Source organism: Gottfriedia sp. NPDC058432 (assembly GCF_042721555.1).
Classification (GTDB): Bacteria; Bacillota; Bacilli; order Bacillales; family Bacillaceae_G; genus Gottfriedia.
On record NZ_JBHXLC010000003.1, the window covers coordinates 195,677 to 215,752 of the forward strand.

General features: G+C 34.1%; 18 protein-coding genes. All 18 read right to left on the reverse strand.

All coding sequences use genetic code 11. The features are described from left to right. Positions 1–5: 5 nt before the first annotated feature. The 18 genes from xerC to smc all read right to left on the reverse strand — a co-directional run bounded on the left by xerC (position 6) and on the right by smc (position 19,967). The gene (gene xerC, locus ACFWM3_RS05115) at positions 6–905 is read right to left on the reverse strand and encodes a tyrosine recombinase XerC (RefSeq protein ID WP_056470873.1); all 900 of its coding nucleotides are present in this window, start codon (positions 903–905) and stop codon (positions 6–8) included. A gap of 64 nt (positions 906–969) precedes the next feature. Next, positions 970–2,274, reverse strand: coding sequence for an FADH(2)-oxidizing methylenetetrahydrofolate--tRNA-(uracil(54)-C(5))-methyltransferase TrmFO (trmFO, locus tag ACFWM3_RS05120; RefSeq protein ID WP_056470875.1), 1,305 nt, complete (start codon positions 2,272–2,274; stop codon positions 970–972). Positions 2,275–2,584: 310 nt separating this feature from the next. Then, entirely contained in the window at positions 2,585–4,660 is a 2,076-nt protein-coding gene (gene topA, locus ACFWM3_RS05125; RefSeq protein WP_390310571.1) for a type I DNA topoisomerase, read from the reverse strand. A gap of 258 nt (positions 4,661–4,918) precedes the next feature. Further along, entirely contained in the window at positions 4,919–5,785 is an 867-nt protein-coding gene (gene dprA / locus ACFWM3_RS05130; protein ID WP_390310573.1) for a DNA-processing protein DprA, read from the reverse strand. 125 nt (positions 5,786–5,910) lie between these two features. After that, a complete protein-coding gene (gene sucD / locus ACFWM3_RS05135; RefSeq protein ID WP_056470883.1) occupies positions 5,911–6,825 on the reverse strand; it encodes a succinate--CoA ligase subunit alpha in 915 nt (304 codons plus the stop codon). Positions 6,826–6,841: 16 nt separating this feature from the next. Next, a complete protein-coding gene (sucC, locus tag ACFWM3_RS05140) occupies positions 6,842–8,002 on the reverse strand; it encodes an ADP-forming succinate--CoA ligase subunit beta (protein ID WP_056470885.1) in 1,161 nt (386 codons plus the stop codon). 372 nt (positions 8,003–8,374) lie between these two features. After that, the gene (locus ACFWM3_RS05145; protein WP_286131701.1) at positions 8,375–9,142 is read right to left on the reverse strand and encodes a ribonuclease HII; all 768 of its coding nucleotides are present in this window, start codon (positions 9,140–9,142) and stop codon (positions 8,375–8,377) included. Between the two features lie 41 nt (positions 9,143–9,183). After that, a complete protein-coding gene (ylqF, locus tag ACFWM3_RS05150) occupies positions 9,184–10,083 on the reverse strand; it encodes a ribosome biogenesis GTPase YlqF (RefSeq protein WP_097975497.1) in 900 nt (299 codons plus the stop codon). Positions 10,084–10,128: 45 nt separating this feature from the next. Further along, a complete protein-coding gene (lepB, locus tag ACFWM3_RS05155; protein WP_390310574.1) occupies positions 10,129–10,683 on the reverse strand; it encodes a signal peptidase I in 555 nt (184 codons plus the stop codon). 155 nt (positions 10,684–10,838) lie between these two features. Next, positions 10,839–11,183: a 50S ribosomal protein L19 gene (gene rplS, locus ACFWM3_RS05160; RefSeq protein ID WP_025569026.1), complete on the reverse strand. Its 345-nt coding sequence runs from the start codon at positions 11,181–11,183 to the stop codon at positions 10,839–10,841. 130 nt (positions 11,184–11,313) lie between these two features. Further along, entirely contained in the window at positions 11,314–12,060 is a 747-nt protein-coding gene (trmD, locus tag ACFWM3_RS05165; protein ID WP_056471176.1) for a tRNA (guanosine(37)-N1)-methyltransferase TrmD, read from the reverse strand. After that, the gene (gene rimM, locus ACFWM3_RS05170) at positions 12,060–12,575 is read right to left on the reverse strand and encodes a ribosome maturation factor RimM (RefSeq protein ID WP_390310577.1); all 516 of its coding nucleotides are present in this window, start codon (positions 12,573–12,575) and stop codon (positions 12,060–12,062) included. The genes trmD and rimM overlap by 1 nt, the downstream gene beginning before the upstream one ends. 270 nt (positions 12,576–12,845) lie before the next feature. Continuing rightward, positions 12,846–13,073: a KH domain-containing protein gene (locus ACFWM3_RS05175; RefSeq protein WP_025569023.1), complete on the reverse strand. Its 228-nt coding sequence runs from the start codon at positions 13,071–13,073 to the stop codon at positions 12,846–12,848. Positions 13,074–13,087: 14 nt separating this feature from the next. Beyond that, positions 13,088–13,360 (reverse strand): 30S ribosomal protein S16, encoded by a 273-nt coding sequence (gene rpsP, locus ACFWM3_RS05180; RefSeq protein WP_025569022.1) that lies wholly within the window; start codon positions 13,358–13,360, stop codon positions 13,088–13,090. A 135-nt stretch (positions 13,361–13,495) separates the two neighbouring features. Beyond that, the gene (gene ffh, locus ACFWM3_RS05185; RefSeq protein WP_056470900.1) at positions 13,496–14,839 is read right to left on the reverse strand and encodes a signal recognition particle protein; all 1,344 of its coding nucleotides are present in this window, start codon (positions 14,837–14,839) and stop codon (positions 13,496–13,498) included. Between the two features lie 16 nt (positions 14,840–14,855). Beyond that, complete coding sequence (locus ACFWM3_RS05190) at positions 14,856–15,188, reverse strand: putative DNA-binding protein (protein WP_056471180.1); 333 nt, start codon at positions 15,186–15,188, stop codon at positions 14,856–14,858. Between the two features lie 199 nt (positions 15,189–15,387). Next, positions 15,388–16,380: a signal recognition particle-docking protein FtsY gene (gene ftsY, locus ACFWM3_RS05195; protein ID WP_390310580.1), complete on the reverse strand. Its 993-nt coding sequence runs from the start codon at positions 16,378–16,380 to the stop codon at positions 15,388–15,390. A gap of 14 nt (positions 16,381–16,394) precedes the next feature. After that, positions 16,395–19,967, reverse strand: coding sequence for a chromosome segregation protein SMC (smc, locus tag ACFWM3_RS05200; protein ID WP_390310670.1), 3,573 nt, complete (start codon positions 19,965–19,967; stop codon positions 16,395–16,397). Positions 19,968–20,076: the final 109 nt, after the last annotated feature.

Consider the following 20,076-nt stretch of genomic DNA (forward strand, 5'->3'; position numbering starts at 1 on the left):
CGTGTTTATGCTCTAGGATGATGTAAATTGTATACTTTTTGTAATCTTTCCTTCGTTACATGTGTATAGATTTGAGTAGATGATAAATTCTCATGTCCAAGTAATTCTTGAACACTACGAATATCAGCACCGTTATCAAGCATATGCGTAGCAAAGGTGTGCCTTAACATATGTGGATAGATTTTATTAGTCAACGAAGTATCTTTGATCATTTTTTCTAAAATACCACGGACACCTCTTGCCGTTAGTTTTGTACCACGGTGATTCAAAAAAAGATCGTCATTCATTTGCTTGTTAGCTATTATCAGTCTATTTCGGCCATCTTCTATATATGTATGAAGAGCTTTTTCTGCATAACTGCCAAAGGGAATATACCGCTGTTTATTCCCTTTGCCTGTTACTAAAATAGTCCCAATTTGAAAATCTATGTCTTTTAATTTCAAATTACAGCATTCGCTTACTCGGATTCCGGTAGCATATAGCAATTCTAAAAGAGCTTGATTTCTTTGTCCAAGTTCCGTATCTAGATTGCTAATCTTAAATAGTTTTTCAAGTTCTTCCTTGTACAAAAATCTTGGTATCATAGTTTCTTTTTTAGGAAGTGACGCTAATACAAAAGGATTCTCTTTTGCTTCATTTTCTCTCATAAGAAAACGATAGAAACTTCTTAAACAAGAAATATGCTTTGAGACTGTACGTCTTGATAGCTGTTTGTCATGCAAAGTTGTTAAATAGAGACGAACATCAGAATAAGTAACTGAAGAAAATGAAATAATGGATTGTTGCTCCATAAAAACTAGAAATTGTTCAACAATTTTTTTATAACTATTTAATGTGTATTGTGAAGAGTTTTTCTCTAATTGTAAATACTGAATGAATAATTGACACAATATTTTAATATTCAAGGTAATTTCTCCTCACAAGCCACTACATACTAACATATTAAGTAGCTATTTGCAATTTATTTTCTTAACATTCTACAAAATTCATAATTGATTCTAATGCACGGTTTGCATAAGCTTCATATCGTTCTTGTTTTCTTTTAATTTTTACATCAAGTCTTGGGAATAGACCGAAGTTAGCATTCATAGGTTGGAAGTGTTTTGCACTTGTTGTCGTAATATAATTAGCCATACTTCCAATTGCAGTTTCTGCTGGGAATACGACTAATTCTTTCTCCATTACGTATCTAGCTGCATTTATTCCCGCTACTAAACCAGATGCTGCAGATTCTACATAACCTTCCACTCCAGTCATTTGACCTGCAAAGAATAAATCTTGACGTCCTTTAAAACGATAGGTTGCCTCTAGTAGATTCGGCGAATTTATAAACGTATTTCGATGCATTACACCATATCGTACAATTTCAGCATTCTCAAGCCCAGGTATTAATTGCAATACTTCTTTTTGAGGGCCCCATTTTAAATGCGTTTGGAATCCTACTATATTATATAAAGTTCCAGCACTGTCATCCTGACGTAGTTGTACAACTGCATGTGGCGTCTTACCAGTCTTTGGATCCTCTAAGCCTACTGGTTTCATTGGACCAAATAATAACGTTTGCTTTCCACGTTTAGCCATTACTTCAACTGGCATACATCCTTCAAAGAAAATCTCTTTTTCAAATTCTTTTAAAGGAACTGTTTCTGCTGTAGTTAATGCTTCATAAAAACGATCAAATTCTTCTTCTGTCATTGGGCAATTTAAGTAAGCTGCTTCACCTTTATCATATCTTGATTTTAAATATACTTTATTTAAATCAATACTTTCTTTTTCTACGATTGGAGCCGCTGCATCATAAAAATAGAAATAATCTTCACCCGTTAATTCTTTTAATTGCTGAGATAGCTCAGGTGATGTTAAAGGACCTGTTGCGATTACTGTTGGTCCTTCAGGAATTTTAGTCATTTCTTCGTTATGCACAGTTACATTTGGATGATTTTTTACATACTCAGTTACTCGGCTAGCAAACTCATGTCGGTCTACAGCTAATGCACCACCTGCTGGTACAGCACACTCATCAGCAGATCGAATAATAACTGAATCTAATCTTCTCATTTCCTCTTTTAATACACCTACAGCGTTCGTTAATGTATTCGCTCTTAGTGAATTACTACAAACCAATTCAGCAAACTTGTCAGTATGATGAGCAGGTGTTTGTCTAACTGGTCTCATCTCGTATAAATGAACTTTAATTCCTCTTTTTGCGATTTGATAAGCGGCCTCGCTTCCTGCTAAACCTGCTCCAATTACATTAATAAATTGTTCTTTCATTGTTAACTCCTTCTACGCTGATTCAATCTAAATTACGTAATAATATTTTATAATTTTTTCTTAAAGATTTCTAAATTAAAAGTTGATATGAAAAGTAAAAGTGAGCAAATTAATTGCTCACACTTTTATTTGGACAAAGTCTCAGTAAATATGAATTTTAAGTCTGATTGAAAACGTTTGACTTTCGAGTCGCGAATCCTAACGAGGAACTAAAGTTAACCTAAACAGTAATAAGCACCTCGGCAGGCGACGAGTCAACGAGGATAGCAAGCGTTTTTGCTGGCAGTCTAAGTGCGAGAAAATTAATTGCTTACACTTGTTGATCCTCTTTGTAGTCACATGATACACATTGAACTTGAATACCTTTTTTCATTTTCTTTTCAACTAATAAGTTTTCACATTTCGGACATGGTCTCGCAATTGGCTTATCCCATGATAAGAATTCACATGCAGGATAATTCGTGCATCCATAGAATATTCGATTCTTTTTCGATTTACGTTCGATTATATTCCCATCTTTACATGTAGGACATTTGACACCAATATCTTTTACGATTGCTTTTGTATTTCTGCAATCTGGAAAGTTTGAGCATGCCATGAACTTACCGTATCTGCCCATTTTAAATACCATCGGGCTTCCACATAATTCACAGTCTTCACCAGCAGGTTCATCTCTAATTTCAACTTTTTGCATTTCTTTTTCAGCTATTTCTAAGTGCTTCTCAAAACCTCTATAAAATTGATCGATGATTTGAATCCAGTTCACATTGCCGTCTTCAATTTTATCAAGGTCACCTTCCATTTGAACCGTAAACTCAATATTAATTACTTCTGGGAAAAACTCAACGACTAAATCAAATACTATTTGACCTAGTTCAGTAGGGACAAATCTTTTATTATCTAATGAAACATATCCACGTTTTTGTATCGTTTCTAAAGTTGGTACATAAGTTGATGGACGACCAATCCCTAACTCTTCAAGAGTTTTTACTAATCTAGCTTCCGTGTAACGTGGTGGTGGCTGAGTAAAATGTTGTTCAGGTAATAGATCTTCTAATTTAACTTTCTCACCTTCAGCTAACGGTGGAAGGATACGATCTTTTTCTTCTGTGCCATCATCATTACTTTCTATATACACCTTCATAAAACCAGGGAATTTAACTACTGACCCATTGGCTCTAAATATTACATCGTTATTAATTAAGTCAACTTTTACCGTATCTAGTATTGCAGATGCCATCTGACTAGCAACAAATCGTTCCCATATTAATTTATAAAGTCGATATTGATCGCGGCTAACATGAGCTTTGATTGTATCAGGCGAACGTAAAGTTGATGTTGGTCTAATTGCTTCGTGTGCATCTTGTACTTTATCTGATTTTTTTTCGCTTTTTTTATTTGTAGCAACAAAATCTGCACCATAAGTATCAATTATATAAGATTTTGCTTCCTCAGCCGCAACATCGGATATTCTAGTTGAATCAGTTCTCATATATGTGATTAACCCGACCTGGCCTCCACTACCTAGGGAAATTCCTTCATATAATTGCTGTGCAATCATCATCGTTTTCTTTGCACGCATATTTAATTTTCTAGCTGCTTCCTGCTGTAGTAAGGAAGTAGTAAAAGCAGTTGCTGGATTACGTTTACGTTCTTTTCTAGTAACACTTAGAACTTCAAAGTGATCACCTTTAATTTGTGATAAAACATTTTTTACATCAGTTTCAGAATTCAATTCCACTTTTTTACCATTAACTCCGTAAAAAGAAGTATCAAATGTTTCTTTCTTTGTTAAAGCCTTACTTTTAATTGTCCAATATTCTTCAGGTTGGAAAATTCCAATCTCTTTTTCTCGTTCGATGATTAGTCTAAGAGCGACAGATTGAACTCGACCTGCACTTAAGCCCTTTTTCACTTTCTTCCATAGTAATGGGCTTATGTTATACCCTACTAATCGATCTAGCACACGTCTTGCTTGCTGAGCGTCTACTAAATTCATATTAATTGGTCTAGGTTTTTTAAAAGACTCTTTAATAGCATCTTTAGTAATTTCATTAAACACTACACGACAATCCGATGATGTATCGATATTAAGTGTATTCGCAATATGCCATGCTATTGCTTCACCTTCGCGATCTGGATCGGCTGCTAGATAGATTTTTTTTGCTTTTTTCGCAGCAGATCTTAAATCCTTTAAAACTGGACCTTTTCCACGGATTGTTATGTATTTTGGGTTGTAATCGTTTTCTATTTCAATCCCCATCTGGCTTTTAGGTAGATCTCGAACATGTCCCATTGATGCGATTACTTTGAATTTCTTACCTAAGTACTTTTCTATTGTTTTAGCCTTTGAAGGGGACTCCACTATAACTAAATTTTCTGCCATCTTTTAAGCCTCCCGAGAGTTTCCTATTCATTACTCTCTGTATTCCTTATTTCTTTCTTTTATTCTTATGTATTCTCAAATAGATTCATAATAAGAAGAGTTCAATTTATATTTTTGATTTTCCTTCATACAATTTCAAATTGTATAGTTTATTCTATACATTAGTCAAATTTTATTTAGATATAAAATAACACAAGTCGCCTTAGTATTGTCAATATTTTGTAATATAAACATATTTTTTTATTTTTTAGTATATTCCTAAAATTCCTCTAAAATATCATTTGTACATGTAATTAATTTCGCTCCATCCTGAATTAATCGATGATTTCCTTTATATTCTTCCATTATAATCGGACCTGGCACTGCAAATACCTCTCTATTATATTGAATTGCAAAATTTGCAGTAATCATCGTCCCGCTCTTCTCCTTAGCCTCTAAAACGATTAAACCTTTTGTTAACCCAGCAATAATTCTATTTCTTCTAGGAAAATATCTTTTTTCTGGTCCAATATAATATGGATATTCGCTAATAACTAAATGATTTAATGATATTTCATTAAATAAGTTACGGTTTTCTTTCGGATAAATATAGTCTAACCCACAACCGACAACTGCAATCGTTGTTCCGTTGTGGAAAATAGCAGAATTATGTGCAATTGAATCGCATCCAGATGCCATTCCACTTACAATAACACAATTTTCTTTTATTAGGCCTAAAATTATCGAATCACAAATAATTTTCGCAAATAAAGTTGGTTTTCTAGCTCCAATTATACTCAACATAAATTGTTCATTAAGGATATTTTGATTTCCTTTTAAATATAAAACAAACGGAGGGTCACATATTTCTCTTAACAAATCCGGATATAAATCATCATAAATTGTAATAATTTTAATATTTTTTTTATAGCTTTCTTTTAAAATATCAAAAATGGAAGTTGAATGAAGTTGACTATATAATTTTTCAGCGGCGTTTGAAGTCATTTGAAATGTAGTTTTAAATGTAGAAGATGAGTATTGATAGAGGTTTTCTAAATGTGGATCATAGAGAAGGATCTTTTTGATTGCTTGATAGTTTTCAAATAAAAAATGATGCAAATGAATAAGTCGAATTTTCTTTTCCATGTATTCTCCTTTCTTATAAGAAAGTAGCCCCCTATCGGAGGCTACTCAGACTGATAATCATATTTTTCGAACTTTTGTCTAATAATTAAGTAGCCTCCTATCGGAGGCTACTTAATTTATCATTCTTATACTAAAGCTTCATGTGTCTTACATTGTTCATATAAGCCACGCTCTTTTAATGCACCAATTAAAGTTTCGCCCATTACTGCAGGAGTAAGTGCAACTTTAATGCCACAGCTTTCCATTGTAGCCATTTTCTCTTTAGCAGTACCTTTACCGCCTGCGATGATAGCACCAGCATGTCCCATACGTTTACCTTCTGGAGCTGTTTGACCGCCAATAAATCCTACTACTGGTTTCGCCATATTAGCTTGTACCCACTCAGCAGCTTCTTCTTCTGCAGTTCCACCGATTTCACCGATCATAATAACTGCATAAGTTTCTGGATCTTCATTGAATGCTTTTAATACATCGATGAAGTTTGTTCCATTTACAGGGTCTCCACCAATACCTACAGCTGTAGATTGACCAATACCAGCTTGAGTTAATTGATGTACAGCTTCATAAGTTAATGTACCAGAACGTGATACGATTCCTACATGACCTTTTTTGTGAATGTAACCAGGCATGATACCAATTTTACACTCATCTGGAGTGATAACACCAGGACAGTTAGGACCAACTAATCTAGTCTTTTTGCCTTCCATGTACTTTTTAACTTTTACCATATCAAGTACTGGAATACCTTCTGTAATACAAATAGCGATATCTAATTCTGCATCAACTGCTTCCATGATTGCATCAGCAGCAAATGCTGGTGGTACGTAGATTACAGATGCATTAGCACCAGTAGCTTCAACTGCATCTTTAACTGTATTGAATACAGGTACGCCAGCAATGTCAGTTCCACCTTTACCAGGAGTTACACCACCAACGATTTTTGTACCATACTCTAACATTTGAGTTGTATGGAATAAGCCTTGTGAACCAGTAATACCTTGTACAATGACTTTTGTATCTTTATTAATGAATACGCTCATTTTTATCCTCCCTTTCTTAGCCTACAAGTGCAACGATTTTTTCAGCGCCATCAGCCATTGAATCTGCTGCAACAATGTTTAAGCCAGACTCATTAAGAATCTTCTTACCTAATTCAACATTCGTTCCTTCTAAACGAACAACTAATGGTAAGTGTAAACCAACTTGTTTAGTTGCTTCGATTACACCTTCAGCAATAACATCACACTTCATGATGCCACCGAAGATATTAACGAAAATACCTTTAACATTTTGGTCAGAAAGGATGATTTTAAATGCTTCTGTAACTTTCTCAGCTGTAGCACCGCCCCCAACATCAAGGAAGTTAGCCGGGTCTCCACCGTAGTGTTTAATGATATCCATTGTAGCCATTGCTAGACCAGCACCATTAACCATACATCCGATATTTCCGTATAAAGAAATATAGTTTAAGTCATACTTAGAAGCTTCGATTTCTTTTGGATCTTCTTCTTCTAAGTCACGGTAAGCTAAAATGTCTGCATGACGATATAAAGCATTTGAGTCAAAGTTTAACTTTGCATCTAATGCCATTACTTCACCATCACCAGTAACTACTAATGGGTTAATTTCAGCGATTGAGCAATCTTTTTCGATAAACGCACTATATAAGCCCATCATGAACTTAACAGCTTTGTTTACTAAGTTGCTTGGAATGTTGATATTGAACGCAATACGACGAGCTTGGAAGCCTTGTAGACCTACTGCTGGATCAATATACTCTTTAAAGATTTTTTCAGGTGTTTTTTCTGCTACTTCTTCAATTTCAGTTCCACCTTCTTCAGAAGCCATTAATACAACTTGAGAAGTAGCGCGGTCTAAAACTAAACCAACATAATATTCTTTTTTAATATCGCAGCCTTCTTCGATAAGTAAGCGCTTAACTTCCTTACCTTCTGGTCCAGTTTGATGAGTAACTAATACTTTACCTAGTATTTCACTAGCATATGTATTTACTTCATCTAAATTTTTCGCTACTTTTACGCCACCCGCTTTACCGCGGCCACCAGCGTGAATTTGAGCTTTTACTACGCATACAGCTGTACCTAATTCTTTAGCTGCTTCTACTGCTTCTTCAACTGTGAATGCAACTTTACCGTTTGGTACTTTTACGCCATAGCTTCGTAGGATTTCTTTCCCTTGATACTCATGGATATTCATGATCCATCCTCCCCTTTTAGAACAAGACAAATTAAAACACATCCCTATTGTATCTCTTACAGAATATACTGTAAATACTTTAGTAGAAAAGAATTAAATATTCTATGTTTTTTATAGAAAACCTTTTCATATACAATAGTCAATGTAGTTTATCATATTACAATATTATTTTTCCAATAATATATCCTTACCCTATAAAAAATAGATTAACGACAGTTTGAATCATTTTTGATTTTAGGTTTACATCATTTCGATTCATTGATCTACTTAATATAAACTTAGAATATTATGTAATCTTAACTGTCATTAATCTAATATATTTTAGTCCACTTCAGTAATTTGATGTATGTTAACTACCAATTATTTTTACATTCAAACTTTATCTTTTATTGGTGCAAAGGATCTTCTATGTTCATTAATAATTCCATGCTCATCAATCGCTTTTAGATGTTCCTTTGTTCCATATCCCATATGCTTTTCAAATCCGTAGTTTGGATGCTTTAAACTTAGTTCGCACATTAAAGAATCCCTTGTTTCTTTTGCAAGTACAGATGCAGCTGCTATACTGATACTTGTTGCATCGCCCTTAATGATTGATGTTTGAGAAATATCTAGCGGGAGTTTCATTGCATCAATTAATAAATGTTCAGGCGAATGAGTAAGTTGTTCAATTGCACGTCTCATCGCTAATTTAGTTGCTTCATAAATATTGATTTCATCAATTTCAGTTGAACTGGCCATTCCAACTCCATAAGAAATTGCTTCTTCCTTGATCCGCTTTACGAAGTACTGTCGTTTCTCTTTCGATAATTTTTTTGAATCATCTAATCCAATTAGCTCAGTATTTTCCGCTAAAATTACAGCTGCTGCTACAACAGGACCAGCTAATGGACCTCTACCAACTTCATCTACTCCTGCAATTAACTTTATATTTTGACTATAAAGATTCTGTTCATATTCCATCATTTTAAGAAATTTCTTTCTAGCTAAATCTTTTTTTTCTTGTTCTCTATACCATTTAGCAATTAGCTTTTGCACACCAATTCTTTGATCACTTTCTAATTCTTTTAAGAGTTCATTTGTTGGGTCAGTTAATTCACTTAGTTTATTTTTTATTTCATCTATTTTCAGAGACATAATCTAGAACTCCTTAATTTTCATTAAAAAAGAAGAAAGTACGCTTATTCTTGCGCACTTTCTTCTAATATTTCATCAGTCACTTCAAGCATTGATGGATTTTCGAAAGTTAATCTTCCTAATTTTCCCGCTCTTAGCTCACGTAAAAATAAATCAGATGTTTTATCATAATCTATAATTCCGCCTGACATAAGTAATCCACGTTTCTTTCCAATATGATCAAAAATATCAACGACTTCTTCAGAAAATAAAACTTCCTCATTCATGTCATATCTTTCTTTTAATACATTTGGATAAAACTCTCTTAAATATTTAATCGCATAAATCATTACCTCTTGAAGGTTAATGATACTATCTTTAATTGCTCCTGTAGTTGCTAAACGAAGACCTACAAGTTGGTCTTCAAATTTAGGCCACAATATACCTGGTGTATCAAGCAGTTCAATTTCTTTCCCTACTTTTATCCACTGCTGTGCTTGCGTTACGCCTGGACGGTCACCAGTTTTAGCAATATTCTTTCGTGCAAGCTTATTGATTAAAGTCGACTTACCAACATTCGGGATCCCTACAATTAACGCTCGAATTGCGCGAGGTTTAATCCCTTTAGATCTCATTTTATCAAACTTCTCTTTTACAAGTATTTCACAAGAAGAAATAATTGCTTTTAACCCTTGTCCAGATGCCGCATCGATAGCAATTGCCATTACGCCTTGTTTTTCATAATGCGCTAACCATTGCTGAGTAATTCTTGGATCCGCTAAATCCGCTTTATTTAACAAAAGTAATCTTGGTTTATTTGAAATTATTTCATCGATCATTGGATTTCTAGAAGCTGCGGGTACCCTTGCATCCGCTAATTCAATTACTACATCAATTAGTGAAAGTTTTTCTGTAACTTGTCTTCTAGCTTTTGCCATATGGCCTGGAAACCATTGAATCGTCATGTTGCCACCTTCTTATACATTGAATAATCAAGATTAATTCGGCTTTTATTTAGCCATTTCAACCTCAGATAACGGCCAAAAAACAAAACTTGCTCGGCCTAAAATTTCTTTTTGACTAACTGTTCCGATAATACGACTATCTTTACTTAATCGACGATTATCACCTAAAACGAATACTTGTCCTTTAGGTACAGTTTTTCTACCAGTAATCTCTTCTAACTTAAAGTCTTCAGTTAGAGGACCATCTGTTGTTTCTTTTTTATATTCGTTTAAATATGGTTCTTTAAACGGTTTACCGTTAACATATAGGACATCGTTTCTATATTCTACTGTGTCACCTGGTAAGCCAATAACTCGTTTAATATAATCTTTTTCCTTTGTAGCATGGAAGACCACTATATCAAAACGTCTAGGTTCATGTAGTTTGTATACGATTTTATTTACAATCATTCTACTTTGATCCTGTAGTGTTGGCATCATTGAGATACCATCAACTAAAACCGGTGTAAAAAGGAATGTTCGAATACCAAGTGCAAGTACAAGCGCAATAAAAATTGTTTTAACTAATTCCCAAATTCCACCACTATTGCTTTCTTTCAACCTAATCCCTCCATTTAATAACCATACGTTTTGCAGTTTTAAACCAGTAAAGTTAATAACTTTATTTATGTATTCTATTTTACTTTTTATTATATCCATAATCTACAAATATTGGAAAAAAAGGAGCTTGTTTTATACAAGCTCCTTTCAAAAGACTATCGAAGTTCTTTAATTCTTGCTTTTTTACCAGTAAGTGCACGTAGGTAGTAAAGTTTAGCACGACGTACTTTACCGCGACGAACAACGTCTAATTTAGCAATTTTTGGAGTGTGAATTGGGAACGTACGTTCAACACCAACTCCGTAAGAAATTTTACGAACTGTGAAAGTTTCGCTAATTCCGCCACCACGACGTTTAATAACTACACCTTCGAATAATTGGATACGCTCACGAGTACCCTCAACAACTTTAACGTGAACTCGTACAGTATCACCAGGACGGAATGCTGGTAAGTCAGTTCTTAGTTGTTCTTTTGTAATTTCGTTGATTAAATTTTGCATAATTTATGCTCTCCTTTTCCAACCGATGCTCTTACAAGATTTAGTGACTCGCAGCGGAACACCGAGAATAAAGGCTTAAGTAATTACTCAAGCCACAAGTTATATTAACATATTCTATTAGTGCGCGCAACTAGTTTTCTTGTTTTAATTCTTCTTTTACTTGATCCATCCATTGCGACTCTTTTTTAGATAGATCGTAGTTTTCAAGTAAATCTGGACGACGCGTTATCGTTCGCTTAAAAGATTGTTTTGTTCGCCATTCTTCGATTAGAGCATGATTTCCAGATAATAAAACATCTGGTACTTTATGGCCTCTAAAATCGGCAGGTCTTGTGTAATGAGGATGCTCTAATAAACCTGTACTAAATGAATCTTCAATTTTTGAAGTTGTATTACCAAGTACACCAGGTAATAACCGAACAACACTATCAGCAATTACCATAGCACCTAGTTCTCCACCTGTTAATACATAATCTCCAATTGAGATTTCATCTGTCACTACATGTTCACGAATTCGTTCATCATAACCTTCATAATGTCCACAAATAAAGATTAAATGCTCCTCTTTTGCAAGCTCTTCAGCTTTACGTTGACTAAATCGCTCTCCTTGAGGGCATAGAAGGACTACTCTCGGCTTATTTTCACTTTTTGATACTAATTCATCAACAGCATCAAAAATAGGCTGTGGGGCTAGTACCATACCAGCGCCCCCACCATATGGGTAGTCATCAACATTTGAATGTTTATTCGTAGAGAAATCTCTAAAATTTACACAACGAAACTTAACAGCCTCTTTTTCCTGTGCTTTTTTTAGAATAGAAGAATTTAAAACTCCTTCAAACATTTCTGGAAAAAGAGTTAGAAAATCTAATTTCATCATAATAGACCTTCCATTAATTCGATTTTAACTTTTTTATTCTCCACATCTATTTCTTTCACAATTTGCTCGATATAAGGAATAAGAGCATCTTTTTGACCTTTTCTTTGTATAACCCAAACATCATTTGCACCTGGAGATAAAATTTCTTTTATTTTTCCGATTTCTTCTCCATCAACTGTCTCAACAACACAACCAATGATTTCATGGTAATAGTACTCATTTTTATCTAGCTCGTGTAATTGATCTTCAGTAATCTTTAAAATCCCATTTTTAAGTGGTTCTACAGAGTTTAAAGACTCATACCCTTCAAATGTAAGTAAATCAAAATTTTTATGTACACGGTGACTTGTTACGATTAATTCAATTGGTGTTGTTTCATTTTCTTTAAAGAAATATAGTGTATTACCTTTTACGTAACGTTTTTCTGGAAAATCAGTTCTTGAAATAACACGAACCTCTCCGCGAACTCCATGTGTATTTACAATTTTTCCGACATTTAAATAATTTTTCATTCTTTTACCTCTATATTAAAATTTCTTCTATTTATTATTAGTTTGACCATTTAAATTGTATATATGTCTACCTGAGACTTCAACGGTTAAAACAGATTGCCTAATGCCAAGTATAGCATATCTTAAAGTCATTAAAGCATCAAAAGCTACCTCTTGAATAAACGACTCGTTCAATTCATAAAAAGTGGCTATCACTATATTTTGGGCTTTCTAAGTAAAACTCTGTAATGTTGAAAACGGCCCTTAGCTATAGCCAAGGACCGTTTTACATTACTGAATATCTAAGTGAATACGTTTTGCGTGTTCATTACTCGCTGCATATACAACCGTACGAATCGCTTTAGCAATTTTACCATGTTTGCCAATCACTCTACCAGCATCTTCAGGGTTTACCTGTAAATGAAAGAATAGATTGTTCTCATCTTCTTTAACTTGAAGTGAAATATCCTCTGGATGATCTACAAGACTTGAAACAATTGCATTTATGAGTGTATTCATCTTTTTTTCCATAATTACTTGCCGTTGCGAGCGTTGTGGAATTTCTCTAAGATACCAGCTTTAGAGAATAAGTTACGAACTGTATCAGATGGTTTAGCACCTGTTCCTAACCATTTTAATGCTGCTTCTTCGTTAATTTTGATTTCAGCTGGTTGAGCAACTGGATTGTAAGTTCCAATTTCCTCGATGAAACGTCCATCACGAGGAGAACGAGCGTCTGCTACTACTACACGGTAAAAAGGAGATTTTTTAGCTCCCATACGTTTTAAACGAATTTTAACTGCCATTTTTAAAGCACCTCCGAAAATATTTACAACGATTTATATATTATCAAAAACCAATACTGTTTGTAAAGTAAAATTTCTTAACAGCATAATTTTTTATTAAATGATGTTTAAATGCTGGAAAATTATACAATTAGATTAGAATAAGCCCGGAAATTTAAAACCTTTCTTCTTCCCTTTTTGCATACCGCCCATCATTTTCATCATTTTTTTCATTTCTTCAAACTGTTTTAATAAACGGTTTATTTCTTGTACAGGGCGACCAGAACCCTTAGCTATTCGCTTTCTGCGACTAGAGTTAATAATATCTGGTGTAAGCTTTTCCTGCTTTGTCATTGATTGAATAATTGCCTCTACATGAGCGATTTGTTTATCGTCAATTTGCACATCATTCAATCCTTTAATTTTGTTTGCACCTGGCATCATTTTTAAAATATCACCAAGTGGTCCCATTTTTTTAACTTGAGAAAGTTGGTCTAAGAAATCATCTAAAGTAAAAGATGCATTTCTTAATTTTTGTTCCATTTCTTTTGCTTTTTCTTGGTCAACGTTTTCTTGTGCCTTTTCAATTAAAGTAAGCACATCACCCATTCCTAGAATACGTGATGCCATTCGTTCTGGATGGAACGGCTCAATTGCATCTAGTTTTTCACCAAGTCCAACAAATTTAATTGGAGTATTCGTCACTGCACGAATTGATAATGCGGCACCACCACGAGTATCGCCATCAAGCTTCGTCAAAACGACTCCAGTTAAACCTAATTGATCATTAAAGCTTTGTGCCACATTGACTGCGTCTTGTCCTGTCATTGCATCAACAACAAGGAAGATTTCTTCAGGTTTTGAAAGTTCTTTAATTTGTGCAAGTTCTTCCATTAAACCTTCGTCAATATGTAAACGACCTGCAGTATCAATTAGGACATAGTCATGATGCTCATCCTTAGCGTGTTGAATCGCTTGTTTCGCAATTTCAACCGGACTTACTTGATCACCTAATGCAAATACAGGCAAATCTAATTGTTTACCTAATGTTTGAAGCTGTTTAATCGCGGCAGGACGATAAATATCCGCTGCAACTAAAAGTGGCTTACGATTGTACTTTTTTCGAAGTAAATTCGCTAATTTACCTGTCGTTGTTGTTTTACCAGCACCTTGTAAACCAACCATCATAATAACAGTCGGCGGGCGATTTGCAACAGCAATTTTGCTTTGTTCTCCACCCATTAAAGCGGTTAGTTCTTCTTGAACTACTTTTACAACATGTTGACCAGGCGTTAAGCTTTGTAATACTTCTTGTCCTACAGCACGTTCAGAAACACGTTTCACAAAATCTTTAACAACTTTAAAGTTAACATCCGCCTCAAGTAAAGCAAGACGTACTTCTCTCATCATTTCCTTGACATCAGATTCAGATACTTTACCTTTGCCTCGAACCTTTTGTAATGTCTTTTGAAGTCGGTCGGCTAATCCTTCAAATGCCATAAAACCGTCCTCCTTATTATTCTAATTTCTCTAACGCATCGATTACTCGAAGAAACTCGTCATCTACAACTTTACCTGTTTTGGTATAAGTTTTCAAATTATTTAAAAGTTCATTTCGTTGTTGAAATTTTTTTAGAAGTAATAATTTCTCTTCATATTCTTCTAACATAGCTTCAGTACGTTTTATATTATCATAAACCGCCTGTCTACTTATGCTAAACTCTTCCGCAATCTCACCTAAAGAATAGTCATCCAAATAATATAATGACATATAGCTTTGTTGTTTAGGAGTTAAAAGAGAATGATAAAAATCATATAGATAATTGATTCTCATCGTCTTATCTAACATTGTATGATCAGCCAAAACTATCACTCCTTTGTTAAGTGAATTGCCTTTACATATGCTAGTTTACCTAATACACAAATATCTGTCAAGTTTTTTACTTGACGATAAAATAAAAATTAAACCGTTGTTTCTTCGCACAATTTAAAAAAAGTGGATATGTCATTCAATTTAAACATATCCACGTCATTTCATAATTTTTGAATTATGCTTCTTTATTCATTAAATCTCCAAATAGACCATATATAAATTGTTCTGCTTGGAATGGTTGTAGGTCGTCCATTTTTTCTCCAAGGCCGACGAATTTTACTGGTACTTTTAGTTCATTTCGGATTGCTAAAACAATACCACCTTTAGCCGTTCCGTCTAGTTTCGTTAAGACGATACCAGAGACATTTGTTGCTTCGGAGAAGGTTTTTGCTTGAACAAGACCATTTTGGCCAGTTGTTGCATCAATTACTAGCAGTACTTCGTGTGGTGCACCAGGCACTTCTCTAGCAATGACATTGCGTACTTTTTCAAGTTCTTTCATTAAGTTTACTTTATTTTGTAGACGGCCAGCTGTGTCACAAAGTAAAACATCTACTTTACGAGCTTTTGCAGCTTGAACCGCATCAAACATTACTGCAGCTGGGTCTGAACCTTCACCTTGTTTAATTGTATCAACACCAACACGTTCTCCCCAAACTTCTAATTGATCAATAGCTCCCGCTCTAAATGTGTCTCCAGCAGCAAGTAGTACTTTTTTACCTTCAGTTTTTAGTTTATGCGCGATTTTACCAATTGAAGTTGTTTTTCCTACACCGTTAACTCCAACGAATAAAACAACTGTTAAGCCATCAGGATTTAAATTTAACTCAAATGAATCATCAGTTAAATCATCACCTTTATACAAATCAACTAGTTTTTCAGAAATAACTTCTTGTACACCTTTTGGATCTTGAATATTTTTTCGTTTAACTTCAGTTTTCAAGTCCTCTACTAGTTCCATTACTGTGTTTACACCAACATCAGCCATAATTAGAATTTCTTCAAGTTCTTCAAAAAAATCTTCATCTACTTTACGGTATCTAGCAAATAAATCGTTTAACCCTTCTGTAAGGTTATTTCTAGATTTCTCTAATCCAGATTTGAATTTTTGAGTCACTGACTCCGTTTGTTTTGAGATTGTTTCTTTTAATTTCTTAAAAAAGCTCATAATTTCAATCCTTTCTAATTACCATTCGATAATAATGCTTCGCCTTCATCCAAACGAACTGATACTAGGGTAGAAACTCCATATTCTTGCATTGTTACACCGTATAATACATCACATTCTTCCATTGTACCTTTACGGTGTGTAATAACAATAAATTGAGTTTGTTCACTAAAATATTTTAAGAATTTTGCAAATCGAGCTACATTGGCCTCATCTAGTGCAGCTTCAACCTCATCAAGTACACAGAACGGTACTGGACGTACTTGTAAAATAGCAAAAAGTAGTGCGATTGCCGTAAGCGCACGTTCCCCTCCTGATAATAAGCCTAAATTTTGAAGCTTTTTACCTGGTGGCTGTGCAACAATATCGACACCTGTTAACAATAAATTTTCCTCATCCGTTAGAACTAAATCAGCTCTTCCTCCACCAAACAACTGAGTAAAGACGACTTGGAATTTTTCACGAATTGCACTAAAACTCGTTTCGAAACGTTTTGTCATTTCTTCATCCATCTCACTAATTACATTGTAAAGTGTGATTTTTGCTTCATTTAAATCAGTTCTTTGTTCTTGAAGAAAATCATGACGTTCAGATACTCGTTCATACTCATCAATTGCACCAATATTTACAGTTCCTAATTCCTCAATTGAAAGCTTTAATAGTTTAACTCGTTTCCTTGCATCATCAACGGTCATTTCTAGAGTATATTTCATTTTTGCTGCTTCGTAAGTAGTCATATACTTCACATTCAGTTGTTCTAGACGATTTTCAAGCTCTACATCAAGTCGATTACTATTTACTTCTTGTTGTTTTAGTAAATCAGATAGCGACTTGTATTGACGTTGCTTTTCGCGTAATGATTGGGCATAATCTTCGAGCTCCGTTTGATAAGCAATTCGTTGCTCTCGACGTTTAGAAATAATTTCCGTCGTTTTTGAAAATTCAATTCGAGTATCCGAAATTATTTTCTCGAGCTCTTCCTTACCATTTTCATTCGTCATAAGTTCACTTGATAAGAAAATTATTTTTTCCTTCGTTTCTTCAAGAATTTGCTTTTGTTTTATAGAATTCTCTACAAACTGGCGAATTCGTTCGTTACTATAACTTAACTTTTGCTCTTCTTGTGCTAGAGAAATTTTCAGACTAGTTAACTTCGATTGTAATTCATCTTTAATTTCTTTTTGATTTAGTTTCCGTTCAGTTAATTCATTGATCTTCTGTTCTTTTGAAATTATCTCATTTTTCACTTTAGCATTTAACGACGATAATTCCTCTAGACGATCTTTAACATTTAGTAAATCACTTGCTGAACTTCCCATTTCTAAATCATAAATTGCTAAAGCATCGTTAATATTTTTTTCTTCAAATTCGATACTTTTTAGTTGTTCCATAATTGAAACAATTATTTGCTTAACCTTTTGAATTTCCTCATTTATTGTTTGAGCTTTAGAAGAACTTTCTAGATTTGTCGCTTTAAGAGTATCAACCTCACTCTCAAGCAAGTTAGTCTTTTCTTGCATATCTTTTAGCTTTACAGTGATTTCCTCTAACTCTCGCTGTCTTCCAATAAGTGAAGAATTCGTAGTTCGAACAGCCCCACCAGTCATCGCTCCACCAGGATTAACTACATCACCTTCAAGCGTGACAAAGCGATAGCGATGTCCAACGAGTTTAGCCAGTTCATTAGCACCTTTTAAATCTTGTGCGATTAAAACAGTTCCAAGTATGTTTTGAATCACTTGTTCATACTCGCTTGAATAACTAACAAGGGATGATGCAACTCCAATAAATGAAGGATTTCTTTTTAATCCTTCAATAACATTAGCTGGTACAAAACGAGCTTTAACAATATTCATTGGTAAAAATGTAGCTCGGCCTAGTCGTTGCTGCTTTAAAAATTGAATTGCTCTTCTAGCATGCTCGTCATTTTCAACAACAATTTGTTGTGTAGCTGCACCTAGTGCAATTTCAATCGCAATTTCGTATTGTTTGTTTGTTGTAATTAGTTCAGCAATTGCACCTTTAATACCTTCTAGTCTTGTGCCTCTTGCTTTCAATATTTCTTTAACACCTTGATTAAAACCAGCAAAATCTTCTTGAAGTTCTTCAAGTGTTTCTTTTCTTGATTTTGTTTGTTGAATAAACTGATAAGCTTTATTTAGTAATTCTTCTTTTTCCTTTAAAACTGTTGAAGTTTCATCAAGCTGCTTATTCAGCGTTTCAAATTTAACATTTAACTCATTAAATGTTAAATCAAATTGTTCTTTCTCATTAAGCAATTCAGTTTTTCTATTCTGTAATTGCTCTCTTTGACGAATGTATTTTTCATTTTCTAAATCTAATCGACTCGATTTAACTGAGTATTGTTGACTTTGCTTTTCAAGCATCGTTTTTTCATTTTTAATCGATGCTTGATTATTTAATAGCTCAATATAATCAGATTTTATTAATTCGATTTGTTCTTCAATATCACCCTCATAAGATATAATCTCATTTTGGATCTCAACAATATTAGTTTTCGTTTTGTTTACATTTTGACGAGAACATTTTTCTTGTTCTTTTTCTGCTTCGATTAATTGATTCGTCTCGTTTATTTGTTCAGTAACTTCATCAACTTGTTTTCTTAATTGTTCAGATTGAGTTGAAGTATTTCTTTTTCGCTCCTTCATTAGCTCTTTCTGACCTTCATATTTTTCCAAGTTCTTCGTAACGGTTAATAAAACTTGCTGCAATTGATCAATTGATTCATCTAATGCATTTAATTTCTCTTGTAATTCGTGTTGTTTTGATTCTTCAGTCGAAATCTCTGTCGATAACGAAATTTCTAAATCAGAGTTTTGGGCAACTTCTTGTTTAAGCTCCTCCCATTTCTGGTGAAGCGATTCAATTTCGTATACTAATAGAGCTGCCTCAACCTTTTCTAGCTCATCTCTATGTTCTATGTATTCCTTTGCAATTGAAGCTTGCATTCTTAATGGTTCAATTTGCGAGCTTAGTTCAAATAAAATATCATCAACTCGGTTTAAGTTTTCTTGTGTTTCGAATAATTTTGCTTCAGCCTTTTTCTTTCGGTTTTTATACTTTAATACTCCAGCTGCTTCTTCAAAAATTCCTCTTCGTTCTTCTGGCTTACTGCTTAATATTTCTTCAACCTTCCCTTGAGAAATAATAGAGAATGCCTCTCTTCCAAGTCCAGAATCCATAAATAAATCAACTATATCTTTTAACCGACAAGATTGTTTATTAATATAAAAATCACTATCTCCAGAACGGTAAACACGTCTAGTTACACTTACTTCATTATACTCAAGTGGTAATTGTTGATCTTCATTATCTAATGTCAGTGTAACTTCTGCATAATTTAAAGGTTTTCTTCCTTCACTACCAGCAAAAATAATATCCTCCATCTTCGCTCCTCGTAGTGATTTGACTGACTGTTCTCCTAGTACCCATCTAATGGCATCAGTAATATTACTTTTACCGCTTCCATTTGGTCCTACAACTGCTGTAACACCTTTTACAAAATCTATATTAACTCGCTGAGCGAATGATTTAAATCCAATTATATCTAGTCGTTTGAGGAACAACTGAATTCCCCCTTTTTTTGATTTAATTATATACACAAAAACTCCCCCATAAAAGGGGGATCAGACTGTTGACAAACGCTCGCTTTCTTCGTTGCTTCGCCTGTCTGCG

Excerpts from the sequence above, each read along its gene's own strand:
- dprA (WP_390310573.1), bottom strand. The coding sequence starts at position 5,785 with ATGGAAAAGAAAATTCGACTTATTCATTTGCATCATTTTTTATTTGAA.
- rplS (WP_025569026.1), bottom strand. The coding sequence starts at position 11,183 with ATGCAAAATTTAATCAACGAAATTACAAAAGAACAACTAAGAACTGAC.
- ACFWM3_RS05190 (WP_056471180.1), bottom strand. The coding sequence starts at position 15,188 with ATGTTAGATAAGACGATGAGAATCAATTATCTATATGATTTTTATCAT.
- topA (WP_390310571.1), bottom strand. The coding sequence starts at position 4,660 with ATGGCAGAAAATTTAGTTATAGTGGAGTCCCCTTCAAAGGCTAAAACA.
- sucC (WP_056470885.1), bottom strand. The coding sequence starts at position 8,002 with ATGAATATCCATGAGTATCAAGGGAAAGAAATCCTACGAAGCTATGGC.
- ACFWM3_RS05175 (WP_025569023.1), bottom strand. The coding sequence starts at position 13,073 with ATGAATACACTCATAAATGCAATTGTTTCAAGTCTTGTAGATCATCCA.
- ylqF (WP_097975497.1), bottom strand. The coding sequence starts at position 10,083 with ATGACGATTCAATGGTTTCCAGGCCATATGGCAAAAGCTAGAAGACAA.
- sucD (WP_056470883.1), bottom strand. The coding sequence starts at position 6,825 with ATGAGCGTATTCATTAATAAAGATACAAAAGTCATTGTACAAGGTATT.
- trmFO (WP_056470875.1), bottom strand. The coding sequence starts at position 2,274 with ATGAAAGAACAATTTATTAATGTAATTGGAGCAGGTTTAGCAGGAAGC.
- rimM (WP_390310577.1), bottom strand. The coding sequence starts at position 12,575 with ATGAAAAATTATTTAAATGTCGGAAAAATTGTAAATACACATGGAGTT.
- rpsP (WP_025569022.1), bottom strand. The coding sequence starts at position 13,360 with ATGGCAGTTAAAATTCGTTTAAAACGTATGGGAGCTAAAAAATCTCCT.
- trmD (WP_056471176.1), bottom strand. The coding sequence starts at position 12,060 with ATGAAATTAGATTTTCTAACTCTTTTTCCAGAAATGTTTGAAGGAGTT.
- ftsY (WP_390310580.1), bottom strand. The coding sequence starts at position 16,380 with ATGAGCTTTTTTAAGAAATTAAAAGAAACAATCTCAAAACAAACGGAG.
- ffh (WP_056470900.1), bottom strand. The coding sequence starts at position 14,839 with ATGGCATTTGAAGGATTAGCCGACCGACTTCAAAAGACATTACAAAAG.